Source organism: Flavobacterium plurextorum (assembly GCF_002217395.1).
Lineage (GTDB): Bacteria > Bacteroidota > Bacteroidia > Flavobacteriales > Flavobacteriaceae > Flavobacterium > Flavobacterium plurextorum.
Genome location: NZ_MUHD01000031.1, coordinates 25,913 through 46,382, shown reverse-complemented (window position 1 = coordinate 46,382; position 20,470 = coordinate 25,913). Strand labels below are relative to the sequence as shown.

18 protein-coding genes and 1 pseudogene are annotated in these 20,470 nt (G+C 32.4%); 5 read left to right on the top strand and 14 right to left on the bottom strand.

The features are described from left to right. From B0A81_RS16700 to B0A81_RS16635, 14 genes and pseudogenes are all read right to left on the bottom strand, one after another. Positions 1–716: pseudogene (locus tag B0A81_RS16700) on the bottom strand (S41 family peptidase); the annotation flags it as partial. A gap of 36 nt (positions 717–752) precedes the next feature. Beyond that, positions 753–1,334 (bottom strand): NUDIX domain-containing protein, encoded by a 582-nt coding sequence (locus B0A81_RS16695; protein WP_089059077.1) that lies wholly within the window; start codon positions 1,332–1,334, stop codon positions 753–755. Between the two features lie 56 nt (positions 1,335–1,390). Beyond that, positions 1,391–2,662: an adenylosuccinate synthase gene (locus B0A81_RS16690; protein WP_089059076.1), complete on the bottom strand. Its 1,272-nt coding sequence runs from the start codon at positions 2,660–2,662 to the stop codon at positions 1,391–1,393. Between the two features lie 96 nt (positions 2,663–2,758). Then, a complete protein-coding gene (locus B0A81_RS16685; RefSeq protein ID WP_026981862.1) occupies positions 2,759–3,217 on the bottom strand; it encodes a Fur family transcriptional regulator in 459 nt (152 codons plus the stop codon). 88 nt (positions 3,218–3,305) lie between these two features. Next, positions 3,306–5,528 carry a RelA/SpoT family protein gene (locus B0A81_RS16680; protein ID WP_089059075.1) on the bottom strand — a complete coding sequence of 741 codons (2,223 nt, stop codon included), beginning with the start codon at positions 5,526–5,528 and terminating at the stop codon, positions 3,306–3,308. 176 nt (positions 5,529–5,704) lie between these two features. Beyond that, positions 5,705–7,243 carry a serine hydrolase gene (locus B0A81_RS16675; RefSeq protein ID WP_089059074.1) on the bottom strand — a complete coding sequence of 513 codons (1,539 nt, stop codon included), beginning with the start codon at positions 7,241–7,243 and terminating at the stop codon, positions 5,705–5,707. A 14-nt stretch (positions 7,244–7,257) separates the two neighbouring features. Further along, positions 7,258–8,049, bottom strand: coding sequence for a TrmH family RNA methyltransferase (locus B0A81_RS16670; RefSeq protein ID WP_089059073.1), 792 nt, complete (start codon positions 8,047–8,049; stop codon positions 7,258–7,260). A gap of 213 nt (positions 8,050–8,262) precedes the next feature. Then, a complete protein-coding gene (locus B0A81_RS16665) occupies positions 8,263–9,348 on the bottom strand; it encodes an alkaline phosphatase family protein (RefSeq protein ID WP_089059081.1) in 1,086 nt (361 codons plus the stop codon). Positions 9,349–9,410: 62 nt separating this feature from the next. Next, on the bottom strand, positions 9,411–9,824 hold the full coding sequence (locus B0A81_RS16660) for a hypothetical protein (RefSeq protein WP_089059072.1): 414 nt from the start codon (positions 9,822–9,824) through the stop codon (positions 9,411–9,413). A 36-nt stretch (positions 9,825–9,860) separates the two neighbouring features. Further along, positions 9,861–11,192, bottom strand: coding sequence for a DUF58 domain-containing protein (locus B0A81_RS16655; RefSeq protein WP_089059071.1), 1,332 nt, complete (start codon positions 11,190–11,192; stop codon positions 9,861–9,863). 121 nt (positions 11,193–11,313) lie between these two features. Continuing rightward, positions 11,314–12,327, bottom strand: coding sequence for an AAA family ATPase (locus B0A81_RS16650; RefSeq protein WP_089059070.1), 1,014 nt, complete (start codon positions 12,325–12,327; stop codon positions 11,314–11,316). Positions 12,328–12,363: 36 nt separating this feature from the next. Then, positions 12,364–13,569 carry a DUF4350 domain-containing protein gene (locus B0A81_RS16645; protein WP_089059069.1) on the bottom strand — a complete coding sequence of 402 codons (1,206 nt, stop codon included), beginning with the start codon at positions 13,567–13,569 and terminating at the stop codon, positions 12,364–12,366. Next, entirely contained in the window at positions 13,569–14,336 is a 768-nt protein-coding gene (locus B0A81_RS16640) for a DUF4129 domain-containing protein (RefSeq protein WP_089059068.1), read from the bottom strand. Before B0A81_RS16640 ends, B0A81_RS16645 begins: the two co-directional genes overlap by 1 nt. Positions 14,337–14,348: 12 nt before the next feature. Further along, positions 14,349–15,329 carry a stage II sporulation protein M gene (locus tag B0A81_RS16635; protein WP_089059067.1) on the bottom strand — a complete coding sequence of 327 codons (981 nt, stop codon included), beginning with the start codon at positions 15,327–15,329 and terminating at the stop codon, positions 14,349–14,351. 20 nt (positions 15,330–15,349) lie between these two features. Between B0A81_RS16635 and B0A81_RS16630 the strand changes: the two genes are divergently transcribed. The 5 genes from B0A81_RS16630 (at position 15,350) to B0A81_RS16610 (ending at position 20,470) form a co-directional block, all read left to right on the top strand. Then, a complete protein-coding gene (locus B0A81_RS16630) occupies positions 15,350–16,093 on the top strand; it encodes an RDD family protein (protein WP_089059066.1) in 744 nt (247 codons plus the stop codon). Between the two features lie 236 nt (positions 16,094–16,329). Further along, the gene (locus tag B0A81_RS16625; protein ID WP_089059065.1) at positions 16,330–17,193 is read left to right on the top strand and encodes a hypothetical protein; all 864 of its coding nucleotides are present in this window, start codon (positions 16,330–16,332) and stop codon (positions 17,191–17,193) included. 71 nt (positions 17,194–17,264) lie between these two features. Continuing rightward, positions 17,265–17,867 carry a trimeric intracellular cation channel family protein gene (locus B0A81_RS16620; protein WP_089059064.1) on the top strand — a complete coding sequence of 201 codons (603 nt, stop codon included), beginning with the start codon at positions 17,265–17,267 and terminating at the stop codon, positions 17,865–17,867. 164 nt (positions 17,868–18,031) lie between these two features. After that, a complete protein-coding gene (locus B0A81_RS16615) occupies positions 18,032–18,982 on the top strand; it encodes a FemAB family protein (RefSeq protein ID WP_089059080.1) in 951 nt (316 codons plus the stop codon). 333 nt (positions 18,983–19,315) lie between these two features. Beyond that, positions 19,316–20,470, top strand: coding sequence for a DegT/DnrJ/EryC1/StrS family aminotransferase (locus B0A81_RS16610; protein ID WP_089059063.1), 1,155 nt, complete (start codon positions 19,316–19,318; stop codon positions 20,468–20,470).

Here is a 20,470-nt window from a genome sequence, read left to right as displayed (position 1 = left end):
ATAACTTGAAAAGAGTATTTGTTTTTTATTTTTCCATATTGGAGACTGTCAATAGGAAGGGAGTGACGTTTTTTGAAATTCTCTTTTCGGCTGTCATTAGAAACCCCTGCAACCGTTTTGGTTATTTTTTCAGTTTTGTTTGGAAGGGAATATTCTACTGCAAATTTCTTCTTAGAACCATATTCTATTTCAAAATATTTAGCAAAAGAACTGTTTATTCCAATAGATTTTCCAGAAATATTATAGGTGGTATAATATTTATTAAAGTCCTTTATTATTTTGTTGGTTTTAATTTTGTTAATGCTATAAATTTGGGAGCCTATCGGAATTTCAGAATTTTGAAAATTAATGACTAACTTATCTTCGATAAGTTTTACAGGATAGGGAAAAAATACATTTCCTGATGAAAATTTATTCAGAAATTCATCAGGAAGTGTTGTATCATTATGAAGGCTTCCTTCGAAATCTGTAATTTTTAAAATTATTTTATAAAAGTCAAGAAGCGTTTTAGGTTTGTTTATTTGTAAAAATGCCCAAGAATAAATGCTGTCAATTTGTTTTGGAGTTCGGTATTTATAAACTCCCGAATTTGCTTTTTTTCTAATTTCTTTAAAAATGGTAAGATCTTGTTTTAGTTTTTCGGCAGATATTTTTTCATTTTGAGCATTTATAAAAAACGGAAAAACTAAGAAAAGGATTATTTTAAGTTTGAGCATTTTTAGAATTTTAGAACCTAAAAATACTCAAAAAATCTATATTAAGCCTTTTATTTTAGCATGCTGCAATAAAATAATAGTTTTAGCATCAACAATTTCTCCAGATTCGATCATAGCATAAGCTTCATCAAAAGTATACTCAAGAACTTCAATGTTTTCTTGTTCAGAATCCAATCCGCCGCCATCGCTGACTTTCATGCTTTCATCGTATTGACCTGTAAACAAATATAGAATTTCGGTTACAGCACCTGGAGACATATAGGTTTCTACAACTTTTTGAACTTTTGTTATGCGATAACCTGTTTCTTCTTCAGTTTCACGAATGATGCATTCTTCGGGATTGTCTTGGTCTAAAAGTCCTGCACAAACTTCAATCATCATTCCTGTTTTATTGCCATTTAAAAAAGTTGGCAAACGAAATTGACGCGTTAAGATAACAGTTTTTTTTGTGGTATTGTATAATAATATTCCAGCTCCATTTCCGCGGTCATAAACTTCGCGTACGTGTGTCTGAATTTTTTCGTTTTCTTTTTGATAAGTAAAATTTACTTTATTTAAAATGTACCAATTGTCTGAGAGTAAAGATGTTTCTGTAATTTTAATTTCTGGGTTTTTCATATGGCGAATAGATTTGTATAAAAAAAACGCCCTGATTATCAGAGCGTTTAAATGTGTTATTTTGTTATTGTTTGCTTTCTGTCTGGTCCAACCGATACAATTTTGATTGGCACTTCGATTTCTTTCTCAATAAACTCAATATATTCTTTTAGCTCAATTGGCAATTGATCGTAAGTTGTTAAACCTGTCAAATCAGCTTTCCAGCCTTTAAATTCTTTGTAAACTGGAGTAACGTTTTCTGGCTCAATGTTGTAAGGGAAATGAGCAATATTTTGCCCTTTATAGTTATACTCTGTACAAACTTTTAAAGTTTCAAAACCAGAAAGTACATCACCTTTCATCATCATTAACTGAGTAACTCCGTTAACTTGAACGGCATATTTTAAAGCTACAAGATCTAACCATCCGCAACGTCTTTGTCTTCCTGTTACAGATCCAAATTCGTTACCAACTTTTGCCATAGTAGCACCAACTTCGTCAAAAAGTTCAGTTGGGAAAGGTCCGCTTCCAACACGTGTTACATAAGCTTTAAAAATTCCGTAAACTTCTTTGATTTTGTTAGGAGCAATTCCTAAACCAGTACAAGCTCCAGCAGCAGTAGTATTTGATGAAGTTACAAACGGATACGTTCCAAAATCAACATCTAATAATGAACCTTGAGCTCCTTCACATAGAATAGATTTACCAGCTTTTTGAGCTTGGTGCATGTATTCTTCACTATCAATAAAATCTAATTTTTTCAATTCTTCGATAGCTTCGAAAAATTCTTTTTCAAGTTCTGCTAAGTTGTATTGAATGTTAACATCATAAAAAGCAATCATTGCTTCATGCTTGTCAGCTAAAGCTCTGTAACGATCTTTAAAATCTTCTAATTCAATATCGCCGACACGTAAACCGTTTCTACCAGTTTTATCCATGTAAGTTGGTCCAATTCCTTTAAGAGTAGAACCAATTTTTGCTTTTCCTTTTGAAGCTTCAGAAGCTGCATCAAGCAAACGGTGAGTTGGTAAAATTAAATGTGCTTTTCTTGAAATGATTAGTTTCTTTTTGATGTCAAGGTTAAATTTCTCTAAACCTTCAATTTCTTTTTGAAAAACTACTGGATCAATTACAACTCCATTTCCGATGATATTTACTGAGTTTTTATGAAAAATCCCTGAAGGAATGGTTCTAAGTACGTGTTTAATTCCGTCAAATTCTAGTGTATGTCCTGCGTTTGGTCCTCCTTGAAAACGTGCAATAATATCATAATTTGAGGTAAGAACGTCAACAATTTTCCCTTTACCTTCATCTCCCCATTGTAATCCTAGTAATAAATCTACCGTCATTCTGTTTTAATTTGCGTTGGGACAAGCTGAGTTGTCCTACTGATTAATGTAGTTAATTTTCTTTTTTTTTATTTTTTAAATAATACCTGTTCGGGATTATTGCTTTTGCTTTTTGTTTCCGTAGAAATAAAGTGAATGATTCGTAATTTCGATATCAAATATTTCTTCGATTGTTTTTTTGATGGTTTGAATTCTTGGATCGCAAAATTCAATTACTTCGCCAGAATCAGTCATGATGATATGATCGTGCTGTTTATCGAAGTATGATTTTTCGTAATAAGCTTGATTTTGCCCAAATTGATGTTTTCTAACCAAAGCGCAGTCCAGCAGCAGTTCAATCGTATTGTATAACGTAGCTCTGCTCACACGATAGTTTTTATTTTTCATTTTGATGTATAGATTTTCTATGTCAAAATGCTCCTCGCTATCGTAGATTTCCTGAAGTATAGCATAACGCTCAGGAGTTTTGCGATGCCCTTTTTGTTCAAGATACATTGTAAAAACATTTTTTACAATTTCTTGATTCTTAGTGTTGTCAGTTGAAATGAGTGTCATATCCGGCAAAGATAATTTTTTATTTTTAATGAATAAAAGTTTCGGGTTTAAAGTTTCGTTACAAAATTCTTATAGTTTCCCTAAAAAGTTAGGTTCTATACTCTCTCGTAACCTTGTCGACACCGTCAATTTTCTTAATTGCATTGATCATTTTTTTCAAAATAGTATTGTTTTGAACAATAACCGCAATCTGCCCGTGAAAAATTCCCGCATCTGTACTCAGTGAAATACTCTGAATATTAACGCTCATATTGTTTGAAATTACACGAGTCAATTGATTGGTAAGTCCTAAAACATCCATTCCTGTAATATTAATAATCGCTTTAAACTCTTCTTGAGAAGAATCGATCCATTTGGCGCTCATAATTCGGTAAGCATAATTAGACTGCATTCCAATAGCATTTGGGCAGTCTTTTTTATGCACTTTGATTCCTTCGTTGATCGTTACAAAACCAAAAACGTCGTCGCCCGGAATAGGATTGCAGCATTGTGACAGCTTATAATCTAATTTGTCATGCTCAGTTCCAAAAACCAGCATGTCGTAATTACTGCTGATAACAGGTTTGTGTATATCCTCTGAAGCGGTAGTGTCTTTATTTCTTTTAATTTTATTTTTAAAGAAATTAATAAACGTATTGCTTTTTTGTGCAGCGTAATCTTTTAACTGTTGATTTTCTATAGCGCCAATTCCAACGCGATAAAATAAATCTAAGCTTGTTTTTAATTTAAAAAAGTTAACTAACTCATTTGTAGTTTGCTCGTTAAGCGTAATTTTTAAATGTTTTAGTTTTCTGGTAAGTAATTCTTTTCCTTCTTCGGCAATTTTTTTGGTGTTCTCGTTTAGAACGTTTTTAATCTTGTTTTTTGCTCGCGAAGTTGTTACATACTCAAGCCAGTTTACCGTTGGTTTTTGGTTTGCTGAAGTTATAACTTCAACCTGGTCACCGCTTTTAAGTTCGTGATTTAAAGGAACTAAACGACCGTTTACACGAGTTCCTCTTGTTTTAATTCCAATTTCAGAGTGAATACTGAATGCAAAATCAAGCGATGTCGCACCTTTTGGCAGTGATTTGATTTCTCCTTTTGGAGTAAACACGAAGATTTCTTTAGAATATAAATTCATTTTGAAATCCTCAACAAAATCAACCGCATTGGTTTCTTGATTTTCTAGCGCTTCGCGTAGTAAATTCAGCCAAGTATCTAAACCACTTTCCTCGGTTGCACCGTTTTTATATTTGTAATGCGCCGCATATCCTTTTTCGGCAATTTCATCCATACGCTCACTTCGTACTTGAACTTCGACCCAGCGGCCTTTTGGTCCCATAACGGTAATGTGAAGTGCTTCGTAACCTGTTGATTTTGGCGATGAAATCCAGTCGCGCAAACGACTTGGACTTGGTCTATAATGATCTGTTACAATCGAGTAAATCTTCCAAGCGATAAATTTTTCATCATGCGGATCTGATTTATAAACAATTCGCAACGCAAACTTGTCATAAACTTCATCAAAACTTACATTTTGTGCACGCATTTTTCGACGAATCGAATAAATTGATTTTGGACGGCCTTTTATAATGTAATCAACATTCTCAGCATCTAAAGATTTCTTCAAAACATCCGAAATATCTTTGATGTAAGCATCTTGCTCTTCCTTAGTTTCTCTAATTTTGCTTACAATATCATTGTAAACCGCAGGTTCTGTATATTTTAAACCTAAATCTTCCAATTTAGTTTTAATATTATAAAGTCCTAAGCGATGGGCGAGAGGAGCATAAATATAAAGCGTTTCCGAGGCGATTTTAGTCTGTTTATATTCCGCCATCGAATCCATTGTCTGCATATTGTGCAAACGATCTGCCAGCTTAATCAAAATAACACGTACATCATCATTCAGCGTTAAGATCATTTTTCTAAAATTCTCTGCCTGCATTGACGCATTTAGATCTTTTTGAACTAATGAAATTTTTGTTAAGCCTTCAACTAACTGTGCTACTTTTGGATTGAATAATCGCTCAATATCTTCTACAGTCATTGGCGTATCTTCGACCACATCGTGTAATAAAGCCGCGGCAATAGAAGTTGCTCCCAGACCAATTTCTGAGGCAACAATTTTTGCAACTGCAATAGGATGAAAGATATACGCTTCTCCAGATTTGCGTCTTTGCTCTTTGTGAGCATCTACAGCAACGTCAAAAGCCTTTCTAATTAGTTTTTTATCAGTGGGCGATAAAGTCTGATAACTAATTCGGAGTAATTCTTTGTATTCCTGCGCAATCGCTTTGTTTTCTTTTTCTGTATCTATTTCTATCATAACGGCATGGTTCAAGTACTAAAAATAGGAAAAAAAAAGAATATACACAAGGGAATAGAGTGTTGATTTTGGAATGAAATTATTTTGTTTCAAGTTTAAAGTTTCAAGTTTTTGCTGATTGTTTATACCTTAAGTTTTCAATGAGAAACCTGAAACCTGAAACCTGAAACTTGAAACTACTTTTTAGAAAAATCTAAATCTTGAAAATCATAACTAAAATCAGTCAGATCAGAAATTGGAAGCATTTTTAAGTTAACCACATTTCCGTTTTCATCATATTTGAAAAGCAAATGAGCATCTGCATGAAAAAAGGCATTATTCCATTTTACAACATAATTACCATCTTTATAGAAAAAAACTTCACCAGCAAGCTGCGGAGAACGTTTTGAAGCAAAATACAGTTTTCCTTTTTTCTCTGTAATCGTTATTTCGCCAAACCAGTTGTCTTTGTAAGTGCCAATAATTTTTGTAAAATCAACTTTTAGTTTGTCTTTTTTATTTTTTGCAACAACAGCCCAAACTTCGTCTGCAACTTTATCTGCAGATTCTTCGCTGGCTTTCATTCGGTTACTGTAAACCGTAACATAATCATCAGATTTTATGCCTAAATAACTGTCTTTAATTGTATTTGTAATGGCGCTGAATGCAGCTCCAGATTGCTGGTTGGTTAAAACAATAATCCCTAATCCTAATTCTGGAATTAGAGTCGTTTGTGTAACATTTCCTTCCAAACCTCCAGTATGTGAAACTTGTTTGTATCCTTTTACGTCACTTAAAAACCAGCCTAAACCATATCCGTTAAAATGAGTATTGTAAGGAGGTCTGGTTTTGGTTGGAATTATAGTTTGTAACTGCCACATTTCGTCATGTTCTTTTTCTGAAAACAACTGTTTATTGTCGCCGTATTTTCCGTTATTGATTTGCAGAATTGCCCATTTACTCATATCATTTACACTCGAATAAATTCCTGCAGCACCGTCAAAAATCTGATTTTCGTAACGTTTTATCGTTTTTAATTTCCCGCCAATAGGAACGTGTGGCGTAATTACGTTTGTAGTGTCTTTTAAACGTTTTACCGATGCGACACTATTGGTCATTTCTAATGGTTTCATGATTCGTTCTTCAACAAAATCAGCCCAAGTTTGTTTGCTTACTACATGTACAATTTCGCCCGCAATTATATACATTAAATTGTCGTAATCGTATTTTGTTCTAAAACTCGAAACAGGCTTTAAATATCGTAAATTATGAATAATATCTTGAGCTTTAAAATCGCTTCCGTCAGGCCAAATCATCAAATCGCCTGCGCCAAGACCAAGTCCGCTTCTGTGTGTTAATAAATCACGGATTGTAAATTCGCGAGTTACAAAATCATCATACATTTTAAAATCTGGAAGATAAGTAATTACTTTATCGTCCCATTTTATTTTACCTTCGTCAACCAGCATTGCTAATGCCGCAGATGTAAAAGCTTTACTGTTTGAAGCAATTCCAAACAACGTATTTCCATCTACTTTTTGTTGTGTTAAAACTGATTTTACGCCATATCCTTTGGATAAAACTACTTTTCCATCTTTTACAATTGCAACTGCAATTCCCGGAACATCAAAAGTTTTTATGGTGCGATTTACCAAGTCATCTACTTCTTGATTGGTTATTTGTGCTGAAACAGAAAAGCTAAATAATAATGCTAAAAGTGATAATTTGTAATTCATGATGGAAAGTTTTTTTAGTTAAATCCTCTTTGGCGTTTGGCTTCAAAAATTAAAATCGCGGCGGCTACAGAAACATTCATACTATCTATTTCGCCCTGCATTGGGATAATGATATTTTGTGTTGCTGCATCACGCCAGTCCTGCGTTAGTCCTGTGGCTTCTGTACCGACAACTAAAGCGGTTGGAGTTGTAAAATTTTGGGTATGATAAGAAGTTGAATTTTGTAACGTAGCACAGTAAAAATCGATCTTTTTTTCTTTCAAAAAAGCAATGATTTCTTCCGTAGTTCCTGTGGCAATTTGATTGGTAAATAAGCAGCCAACGCTGGAACGTACTATATTTGGATTGTACAAATCGCTTTTTGGATTTGCAATTAATACGGCGTCTAAATTTGCGGCGTCTGCAGTACGTAAAAGTGCACCAATGTTTCCTGGTTTTTCAGGAGATTCGGCCACTAAAATTAAAGGGTTGTCTGATAATTTTAGATCAGAAAGTTTTAAAGATTTGGTTTTGGCTACTGCCAAAATGCCTTCGGTTGTATCTCGATACGCTAGTTTTTGGTAAACTTCTTTATTGATTTCGATCAATTGAACCGATTTAGAAACTAGTTCATGAATTTGATTTTCTGTAACTAATTCAGGTAAAAATAAAACCGTTTCGATTTCAAAACCGCCTTTTATAGCAAGTGAAATTTCGCGTTGTCCTTCAATCAAAAATGTTCCGGTTTGCTTTCGGGCTTTTGCTTTTTCTTGTAATAAAACAAGCGATTTTATAAACGGATTTTGTACTGAAGTAATTTGTTTCATTTTTTTAAAGGCTCAAAGTTGCAAAGGTTCAAAGGTACTGAGTTTTTTTTAAAAGAGGTTCAAAGTTGCAAAGGTTCAAAGTAGTAAGATGAAATAAAAAAAATAGCCACGAATTTCACGAATTTACACGAAATAAATTTTATTTATCACTGGTAAAAAAATCGTGTAAATTCGTGAATCTCGATAGCTATCGGGAGTGGCTAAAAAAACAGATTATTTCTTAAAAACTTCTTTAACTTCAGTATCTACGGGATGATCTGCGTTAAAAGTGTAGCCCATAATTTTGGCAATAGTTTGAGCAAACTGTTTTTGATAAATTTGAGATTCTGTTTTGATTTCACCTTTTGGAGCAATTTCTGGTCCCATCGCTGCAAACCAAATTTGTGATGCACCAGCGATATCAGAACCATGATCCGTCCATTGCGTTTTTATTTTGTCGCCTCGTCCATGATCGACTGTTATAAAAATGGTTGTTTTATTTTTGTATTGTGGATCATTTTGTACAAAATCCCAGATTTCTTTAATCCATTTATCAACTTGATTGGCAGCGTCAAGATATGATTTGTATTGTCCGTGATGTGCCCATTCATCTGTTTCGCCATAAGCAACATAAAGTACTTTTGGTTTATTGGTTTTTAGTTCGTTCATCGCTTGATAATGTGTAAAAACATCTAGACATTCACCTTCATTAAAAGGTTTGTACGAGTTATTACGCATATCGTTCAATAATTTTTGAGTTGCCGTTGGTTTACTTCCTCCAACATTATCGAAAGCCGAAATAACTGGAAAACCGCTTCGTTCTTCGTTTAAAATTCTATCAAAAGCATCCCAAGCTCCAAAAGCTGCAGTTTTGCCTTTTATTTTTGGCTGCTGATTTAAATACTCTAAAATATTTACATTCGGATTAGCTTTGTAACTGTTAGAATTTACCTTAAGATCAACATTTCCAGTCATGATTTCGCTGTATCCAGGGTAACTGAACCAATACGGATTTGCAACATCGACTTTGTTGCCAAGATCACGATTGCCATAAATTTGTCCTTTCGAAACAATTTCCGACCAGAAAAAAGGCATTATTTTTTTACGAGACGAAGCATAATCAGCACCAGCGTAATTTTTATAAATATATGTGCTGTCACCTTGATTGAATTTTTTATCATTGGCAATTGCAGGATCCAGTCCTTTAAAAACTTCCTGCCATCTAAAGCCGTCTGTGGTGATTACAATAATGTTTTCTGTTTTTTGTGCGCTGCCTATAAAGCTTATTAAAACAAATGCGGTTAAAAATAGTTTTTTCATAGTATAGTTTTTTTGAATTGTAAAGGTCGAAATATTCACGATTTTAAAAATAAACATTTGTATTATCTTTTGTTTTTTATAATGTAAATAATAAAGATTATTTGACTTAATAAAAAAAGAAAAAGTGAAGCATAAGCAGCAATGTCAAGTAATGTGATGAATTCAAGAATATCTTTTGAATTTTCGGCAGTTGTCATGCTGATAAACATATTAAATCTTGCATAAAATACAAAAGGAAGGCAAAGAATAAAATGTACTGCAAAAAATTTAGAAGAAATTATTTTTTCTTTTCGAAGTATTATCCAATAAGTTATAAGGATTACTAAAAGTATGCTCCATACAATTATTTCTAAATAAGATGTTGACGGAATAACAGTGTTCCATCCTGAATTTTCAATTGTGAGCCCTGATTCAAATGGAGTTGCAACAAGGAAAAGTAATAAAAATGATAAAAAAGGAACGTATTTTTTTTTCATCTGCCTATTTATTGAATCAATTTACCTTATCATTTACTACAAAATCCCTCGCGCCTTGATTTCCAAATATTTATTAATGGCGTCTAAAGTCAGATTCTCAGGCTGAGTTAAAACGGAATGGATTCCGTATTTCTTTAATTCGTTTGCAATAAGGCGTTTTTCGAACATGAATTTTTCGGCAATAACTTTATCGTAAACTTCTTGAATAGTGTCCGTTTTTTTGTTGATGATATCGTTTAATTCTGTATTCTGAAAAAAGACAACTACCAATAAATGGCTTTTTGCAATTCCTTTTAAGTATGGTAATTGACGATTTAAGCCGTCCATAGTTTCAAAATTGGTGTACAGAATAATTAAGCTTCTTTGGTTGATGTTTTTCTTAATATCGACATACAATCTGCTGTAATCACTTTCGAAAAAATCAGTTTTAATGTTGTATAAAGTTTCGAGTATCTTTTGCATTTGAGAACCTCTTCTCTCCGCAAAAACTCTGTTTTCTACTTTTTTAGAGAAAGCGAAAAGACCCGCTTTATCTTGTTTCTTCAGAATTACATTGGATAAAACTAAAGTCGAATTTATCGCATAATCTAATAAACTTAATCCATTAAAAGGCATTTGCATCACGCGCCCTTTATCAATTGCCATGTAAACCGATTGTGATTTTTCGTCTTGAAATTGGTTCACCATCAAAGTGTTTTTCTTTGCTGTAGCTTTCCAGTTTATGGTTCTAAGATCGTCGCCTTGAACATATTCTTTAATTTGTTCAAACTCCATTGTATGACCAATTCGGCGTATTTTTTTGATTCCGTATTGATATAAATTATTAGAAAACGCTAATAAATCGTATTTTCTCAATTGAATATACGACGGATATGTTGGAACCATTTGATCTTTGGCAAACGAAAATCGGCGGGAAATTAATCGTAAAGGAGATGAAACATAAATATTCAAGTAGCCAAAATAATATTCACCGCGTTCGGTTGGACGTAAATCATATCCAATTGCTTTTTGATCTGAAGCTTTGATTTTTTTTACGATTTTAAAATCGCGTACTTGAAATTGAAATGGAATTTCATCAATTATCTTAACTAAAATAGGAAAGGTATAATAGTTTTTTATTTGAATATTGATAGGATTTAAATCTCCATTTGAAAGCTTTTCTGGTGTAATTCTTTCTGCTTCGATTCCAGTTTTTGTGAGATATAATATTAGAATATCAAGGGCTAAGAAAGTGAATAGAATCAAAAACACAAACCATACGGCATTGTATAAATTTGGAAAAATAAAAGCACAGACAAATAATCCTATAATGCCCAAAAGCACATAGAAAAAGAAATTATTCAGGTATAGACTTTTTATAAAATTCACTGTTTTTTTAGTTTCAGGTTTAAAGTTTCAGGTTTGCTTCGACTTCGCTCAGCACGACAGAATTGAAAAAAAAGTTATTTTATATTTCTTCATTCACATTTACAATTCACCATTAAACATTTTATCTCGGAATCTCTACTGTTTCGATAATTTGTTTGATAATTTCAGAGCTTGTAATTCCTTCCATTTCACGCTCTGGAGTTACGATTACACGATGTTGTAAAACCGGAATTGCCGCTTCTTTAATATCTTCGGGCGTAACAAAATCACGTCCGCGAATAGCAGCAAATCCTTTCGAAGCATTCAAAATCGCAATAGACGCACGAGGCGAAGCTCCTAAATATAAAAAGGCATTTTCTCGAGTGTTAACTACGATTCTAGCAATGTATTCTAATAAATTTTGCTCTACTCTAATTTGTTTTACTAAAGCTTGATAATTGTTTATTTCAGATGATGAAAGAATAGTTTTAATAGCTTCTAATTTGCCATGATCCTGTAAGAAATGTTCTCTCTGGATAATTAAAATTTCTTCGTTTAATTTTGGATAATCAATCGTGATTTTAAACAAGAAACGGTCTAATTGTGCTTCAGGTAAACGGTATGTTCCTTCTTGCTCAATTGGATTTTGGGTGGCAATTACTAAAAACGGAGTTTCTAATTGATAAGCAGAACCATCAATTGTAATCTGACGTTCTTCCATAACTTCAAAAAGTGCGGCCTGAGTTTTTGCTGGAGCACGATTAATCTCGTCAATCAGAATTAAATTAGAAAAAATCGGCCCTTTTTTAAATTCAAATTCTGAGCTTTTCAAATTAAAAATAGAAGTTCCCAGAATATCAGAAGGCATTAAATCGGGCGTAAACTGAATTCGGCTGAAGCCAATGTTTAATGTTTTTGAAAGTAGTTTCGCTGTAATTGTTTTCGCAACTCCAGGAACACCTTCTAATAAAACGTGACCGTTTGATAAAATGGCAACTAGAAGCTGATCGACCATTTTATGCTGGCCAACAATTACGGTTTCTAGTTCTTTCTTAATCGCGTTTACATGTTCTAAAAGCGGAGCTAGATTTATTCTGGCTTCAAAATTCACATTTTCATTGGTGATTTCAGTTTCTTGAGTATTAATATCGTCCATGATTGTGTATGTTTTTTATTTAATTGGTATAAAATATTAGTTTAAAATCTTTTCAATTGCAGTATTAATTCTAATTAAATCTTGCTCAATACTGGCATGATAACCGTTTCGATGTTCGTTGATTAAAAATATAAGTTCTTGAATATCCGTTTCGTTCTTTCCCGTTTTATGATGCAGTTTTTTTACAAAATCATCATCAAGCTTTGTGGTATCGATTAAATATTCAGTTCGAATTTTTTCTAAGAAATAAATGATTTTTTTATCAATAATATTGGTGTGATCTCCTTCTTGATAGTACAAATTGCCTATTGTTTTAGTAAAGTCAATAGTTGAATTTGCTAATGGCTGCAAAATAGGAACAATACGCTGTTTTCGTTTTGCATTGAATATCATAAAAATCAGCATTCCGATTAAAAATAAATACCAAGCCCATTTTAATGCGGGCTGACTTAGAATATAACGAAGCGGTGATTCTGAAATATTTTCATTGTTCTGCCCTTTTGTGTACCAGTAAATATTGCCTTTCGGAATATATGACAATACATTTTCAGTATATCGATATCGATCTTCTTTTAGCAAATTATAATTGGTAAAAGCCACAGGATTCATATGCAGATAGAAATAACCGCTTTTGTAGGCAACTTTTATAAAGTTGATGTTTTTTTTCTCTTTTGGATTTCCTTGATAGCCTAAAACAGTAGTGTTTAAAGTGTCAATTTTAGTAAAGTAATCAACAATATTGCCTGATGATTTGTAGATTTTTGAACTCAGTTTTTTATTTGCCATCCAAACAGAATTATTTTCAGTTTGAAGAAAACCAGAATTATAATCTATTTTAAGACTGTCTAATAAAGGTTTTGGAAAATTGGTCATGCTTAAAAAAGCATTATTTCCATGCGAGACAAAATACATAATTTCTTTAATCGATTGGTCATCAATAGTATTTTGCGCCGAAATATTTAGAAAAGTTCCTTTTACAGTATAAGTTTGCACCAAAGTGTCTTCATCATATTTAGAATCTAAAAATTCATACGGTGTGACATCAGCAATTTTTTCAATTTTTTGTTTTTTAAGAATACCGCCAATTTCTTTGTCAAAAACATACAACCCCAAAGGGATTTTGTCATTGACAGAGTAGGTTGGTCTCCAATCGATAGGTTTTGGTTTGTTGTAATCTGAAACTAAAATTAAGATCAAGATAAAAACCAGAATTCCAATGTAAATTTTGATATTTTTACTCATCAGCTAAAGGTTTTTAAAGCATTCTTAAATCGATTTTCAGCCTTATTGAAGGTTGTATCGTTAATTTCAAATTCGCCGTACCAAATATAATTATAGAGATAAGATAAATAGGTAAACTCTTCTTTGTGAGCTGGTTTTTGAAGTTCGTATAAGTAATCTGAATTGGTTTTTTCAATATCCCATTCAATATAATTATGCTGTGCCATCGTTTTTAAAAGCCAAAGATAATAGTATCGAACTGCGGTGCGTTTTTCGCCCGAAGCAAGGCTTTCTTTTATCAGTTTTTCAAAATCAAGAAGATGAATGTTTTTTTCAATATCAGAATAATGAACTGTTCTTTTTTGTGAGTTTTTTCCAAAAATCCATTGACCTTCTTTATTAATAATGGCTTTAACAATTAAATAAATCACTAAAACAATAACCAGAATAGCAATGATTCTTAGAAAAAGAACGGTGAATTTTAATGACGCTTCTGTTGTGCTGAAAGAGAAGATGCTTCGTAAAATACTGGCAAGCCAATCTTTAAAACGCTCCCAATAGCTTTTTTCAGGAGCTTTTTGCTCGTAGATAAAATTTTGATCGGTATATTTCTTTTTGAAATTTTTAGAGAATGTTTTTGCTTCTACAGTACTCGAATCAATTTGAATATCAGCTTCGGTATATTTTACTGAATTAATCTTTGGAGGTTCTTCTGTCACCAAAGAATCCTGAGCATGCGCGATGCCGCAGAAAAAAAGAAAAGATAAAATAAATAAAAATTTATTCATTACTGGTGTAGATTAATTCGATTTGGCAGATAGTTTTTGTACTTTTTTATGAACTATAAAAGGATAAATCAGATAATAAAATGAAATTATTACTAACGTAAACAGGATAATAAAACTGCTTAACCAATTTGGCATATCGATAGAATATCTTGTTATAAAACCTTCTAAAAATCCAGCACTGATTGTAAAAGGAAAAGTGCTCAAGAATATTTTGAAGCTGTTTTTGAAACCAATTTTAAATGAATTCATTCTCGAAAAAGTTTTAGGAAATAGGATAGAAGCTCCTAGAATAAATCCTGCAGCCGATTCTATAACTATTGCAAAAATTTCCATAGAACCATGAATCCAAATACCACGAACGCTTTTCCAGAATACGCCTTGATCGTAGAAAAAATACTGAAAAGATCCCAGCATTATTGCATTTTGAAGAAAGATGTAAAATGTGCCAATACCGCCGGTAATTCCGAACATATAACATTTTGCACCAACATAAAGATTATTTATCGTAATGCCAATAAAACTTCCCCAGTTTGATCCAGATCCATAAACCGCCATCGGATTTCCTTTTTTGATGTTCTCGAGAGACATATTTACATAATCATCACCCAAAATCAAACGAACAAAATCGGAGTCATATCGTGCAGAAACTACTCCAATTGCAACAGTCACAAAAAATAAAATAAACGCGTACATCAAATATCTCTTGTATTCAAACAAAAGCAGCGGAACTTCGGTTTTGAAAAATTCAACGATTCTATTTTTTTCAGTTCGTTTCGTTTTGTAAATTTTTTGGTAAATCTGCGAAGCAAGATGATTTAAGTATACAACCGTCTTACTTTTAGGGTAATAAGTTTGCGCATACGACAAGTCATTCATTAATTGAATGTACAAATTAGCTAATTCGTCAGGATTTTTCTTAGCTTTGCCGAAAATAGCTAGCTCAAATTCCAGCCATTTTTCTTTATTTTGTTTTATAAATGCAACTTCTCTCATTGATGGCTAAAATATAAAATATGTCAGAATTATCTATTAACACGACACAAAATGTTCGAATAAATTTTATCGCTGCCACGGTAGGCGAGCGAATGGGGGCTTATTTTATAGATTTAGGTATTAAATTATCATACATAATCGTTGTTTCGCTGCTTGTTTTTTATTGGCTTGACCTTGGTCCGCTTATGGATAATTTAGATACTTGGTCACGAGGAGCCATATTTTTAATGCTTTATTTCCCTTTAATTATTTACTCTATTACTTTAGAAAGTATTTTTGAAGGCCAGTCTTTTGGAAAGAAATTAGTCAAAATAAAAGTGGTTAAAATAGATGGTTACCAAGCAGGATTTGGTGATTACCTAATGAGATGGTTTTTTAGAATAATTGATTTTTCATCTTTTTACGGACTTGTTGGTTTAATTGCGGTTGTTTCTAGTAAAAAAGCACAGCGTTTAGGTGATATGGCGGCAGGAACGGCAGTAATTACATTAAAAAACAAAATAAATATAAGTCATACTATTCTTGAGGAAATTGGAGACGCTTATGTACCAACATATCCTTTGGTTATTAAATTGTCTGATAATGATATGAGAATTATCAAAGAAACATATCAAAAAGCCGAGGCAAAAAACGATCATGAAGTGATTTATAAATTAGTTGCTAAGATTGAAAATGTAACAGGAATAAAGAATCAATCCGGAAATAATATTGATTTCATTAGAATAGTGTTAAAAGATTACAATTTTTACACTCAAAACATGTAATGTTACTTTTTTTGTAATTAGTCGTTTGATACTGCAGAGTTTGTTTAGAAAAACAATAGTTTTCAAATTTTTAGTATAATTTTTTAACACACTTCGCAAATCGCAGAAAAAAAATGCTTTTAAGCTCAAAACGGGTTAGATGATTTCTTAAATTTGTTAAAGAACTTAGTGCTAAGTTTCTTTAAAAAATGGCGTAACCGAAAAGCCAAAGAGTAGGAAGATTTAAATATAAAATCATGAAAATTAAAAGTGTATATGCTGTTGCAATACTGTTTTTGGTGTCAATCGCAGCCTTTGCTCAGGGCACAAAAAAATTAGATAAAATTATAAAAAGAGACTATCAGGTAATTGAATGTACAATTAGTAAGATGTCTGATAAAGCAGTTGAATATTCTCTGCCGGGAGAAACAATGCAAATTTCGCTTGATACTGGACAAATTGCTCGTATTGATTTTGCCAGCGGACGTTCACAAACATTTGATGTAACTCCAACAAGCAGTTCACCAGCAAGCAGTTCACCATCAACAAGATCAACCGCAGTTGTTTCTTCTGAAATGAAACAAAATACAATTGCCGTACTTCCAGTTCCTTATTTAAATTCAGATACACAAGAAAGTTCTGAAGATATGGCCAAATTTGCACAAAACGATCTTTACAATAAACTGTTGGACAAATCATCAAATATTTTTCCTTTAACAGTTCAGGATTTAAGAACAACTAACAGTTTGCTTCGTAAAGCCGGAATTGATTATAAAAATATTGATGAAACACCAATTGAAGATCTTGAAAAAATTCTAGGCGTTGATAATATTGTAGCAGCTAAAATTTCCTATACTATTGGGTCTGGTACAACAGCAACAACTTACAACAGCGGAAATGCAAAAGTAAGTGACAATAACAAGAAAGTAAAAACCAGCGATATTTCGACTACAACAGCCAATACGCAAGAGTATTACTATTACACCGTATATTTTGATATGTATAAAAATGCATCAAAAATATATTCGCAAACACGTAAACCATTCTTGGCAGTAAAAGACAGCTGGATCGATTCTGTGCAGTATTTGCTAAAAAGAAGTCCGATTTACTCAAGAAAATAACAACTTATAGAGTTGCAAATGGTTTAATCTTTGTATCTCTGCATTTTAAACCTTTGCAACTTTAAAAAAGAATGTTTCATTTATTAGATATTATCGGCACAATGGCATTTGCAATGTCTGGCGCATTAACGGCAATGCATAAAAGGCTTGATCCGTTTGGCGTTTTTATTATTGCTTTTGTAACCGCCGTTGGAGGCGGAACCCTGCGCGATGTTTTAATAGGCAGAACTCCCGTGGGCTGGATGCTCAATCTGCAATATGTATATGTGATTATTTTAGGTTTTTTTCTAGCTATTCTTTTTAGAAAAAAGTTCGATAAACTTAGAACCTCTCTGTTTTTGTTTGATACAATTGGTTTGGGTGTTTTTACTTTAATAGGCCTTGAAAAAGGAATTATGATTGGTCTGCATCCTGTAATTTGCGTAGCGCTGGGAACTATGACAGCTTGTTTTGGCGGTGTTCTTCGTGATATATTATGCAATGAAATTCCAACCGTTTTTAGAAGAGAAATTTATGCAACGATCTGTATTTTTGGCGGAGTTGTTTTTTTTATTTTAAGAAAATGGAATCTGGCAGACGATGCGCTGTATTTAGTAACCTCTGTAGTTATTATTTCTGTACGTTTACTGGCAGTAAAATACAAATGGCATTTACCAGCATTTGATCATAAATAAGATTTATTTCTGCCGCGAATTACACTAATTCCCACAAATTATACTTGATGAATAGGAGTCGTATGCTTATGAAAAAGTTATAATTTTGATCTTATTGAGTGTAACTGAAAAAATTAGTGAATATTCGTGAATCCTGATCGCTGTCGGGAGTGGCAAAAGAAAAAATGAAAAACCTTATAGTAAAAAAATACACGAAAAGCGATTACGACATTTGGAATGATTTTATCGATCATGCCAAAAATGCAACGTTTTTGTTTCATCGTGATTTTATGGAATATCACGCAGATCGTTTTGAAGATTTTTCACTTTTAATTTTTGAAGATGAAAAATTACGAGCTATTCTGCCTGCAAATAAACGATCAAATTCCGTTTATTCACATCAAGGACTTACATATGGAGGTTTGGTTTTTTCAGCCAAATTAAACGGAGAAAAAGCAGTGTCGATTCTAGATGCTGTTTTGCTTTTTTTGAACGAAAACAGTATTGAAACCTTCTATTATAAACCAATTCCGAGTTTTTATCTTTCAGGCGGAAATCAAGAAATCGACTTCTTTTTATTTAAAAGAGGTGCCGTTTTAGAACGTAAGGAAATGAATTTGGCCGTAAATCTAAATCTGCCTTTACAAATTTCTAAAAGCAAACTAAAACATTTTAGACGAATTGAAAATCTTGATCTAGATATCGTTGAAGAAGAAGATTTTCAGCCTTTTTGGAATGAAATTCTTGAACCAAGACTATCAGAAAAATTTAATGTAAAACCAGTTCATTCAAAAGAAGAAATTGCTTTATTGAAAAACAGATTTCCTCAAAATATAAAACAGTTTTCCGTATATCAGAATGATGAAATTATTGCCGGAATTACAATATTTGAAACCAAGAATATTGTAAAATCACAATACGGCGCTACTTCAAAAAAAGGAGAAGAAGTAAGAGCACTCGACTTTTTATTCATCAATTTGATTCATAAATACAAACGAAAAGGAAAGCACTTTTTTGATATGGGAATTGTAAATGATGATAATGATTCAGGTTATCACGCTGGATTACTCAAACAAAAAGAAGAATTAGGCTGTACTGTTTATAATCAGGATTTTTACAAAATTGCGATAAAATAATTTCTATTAGACAGCTCTATGCGTATTTTGATAAGCAAAATACCTATTTTTGAGATTACAAATTCTATCCTTTAAGTAATTCAAATTTGGGGTGATTCAGAAAAAAAATATTTAGCAGATAGAAACATATTTTTTTGCGCAATAAAGAATGTAAAAGAGAAATATATTCCTTGAACATACTTAACTCTGTGTATTTAAAATAAGTGAAATGCCTTTTTGAGAATACAAACTCTATGTTTCTATGTGTTGAAATAAATTTCGTACAACGGGTTACTACAAATAGATTTTTAAGAATTAATTGCGCGAATTTTTAATCCGTGGCTGATACAAAATATGATACCATTTCTAGATCTAAAAAAAATTAACGAACCTTATGAAGCTGTTTTTCAGGAAAAACTGAAAGAGGTTTTAGATAATGGCTGGTACATTTTAGGAAAAGAAGTTGAAATTTTTGAAAAGGCTTTCGCCGAATATTGCCAAACAAAATACTGTATTGGAGTAGGGAATGGTTTTGATGCTTTAGTCTTAATCTTTAAAGGTTACATACAACTTGGCAGACTGCAAAAAGGCGATGAAGTTATTGTTCCTGCAAACACTTATATTGCCAGTATTTTGGCCATTTTACAAGCAGATTTAGTTCCCGTTTTAGTTGAACCAAAATTAGAAACCTACAACATAAATCCTGATTTGATTCAGGAGAAAATTACGTCAAAGACAAAAGCCATTTTAGCTGTTCATCTCTATGGGCAATTGGCCGAAATGGAGAAAATAAATGAAATTGCTGTTCAAAATAATCTTTTAGTAATAGAAGATGCTGCACAATCGCATGGAGCGATTGAAAATTCTAATACTTCCAAATTCCAAATTCCAAACATAAAGGAAGATAAAATCAGCAATCAAAAATCAACAGTTAAAAATCTAAAATCAAGCGCAGCGCATAGCTTTTATCCAGGAAAAAACCTTGGTTGTTTAGGTGATGGCGGTGCAATTACTACAAACGATTCAGAATTGGCAAATGTGCTTTTTGCACTTCGAAATTACGGTTCGCAGCAAAAATACTATAACGATTATATTGGCGTAAATTCGAGATTGGATGAATTGCAGGCAGGATTTTTAAATTTAAAATTACCCAATTTAGATGCTGATAATAGTAAACGACGAGCAATTGCAAAACGTTATTTGTCTCAAATTAAAAACGATAAAATAATATTGCCCTATTGGGATAATTCTAATAATCACGTGTTTCATTTATTTGTTGTTAGAACGGAAAATAGAACTGATTTACAGCGTTATTTAACAGATAATAATATTCAAACCATAATTCATTATCCAGTTCCGCCGCACAAACAAAATGCATTTTTAGAGTGGAATAATCTATCTTTTCCTATCACCGAAAAAATTCATAATGAAGTTTTAAGTTTACCAATAAGTCCTGTTTTGACAAAGGAAGAAGTTGACTTTATTATCGAAACAATTAATCAATATTAA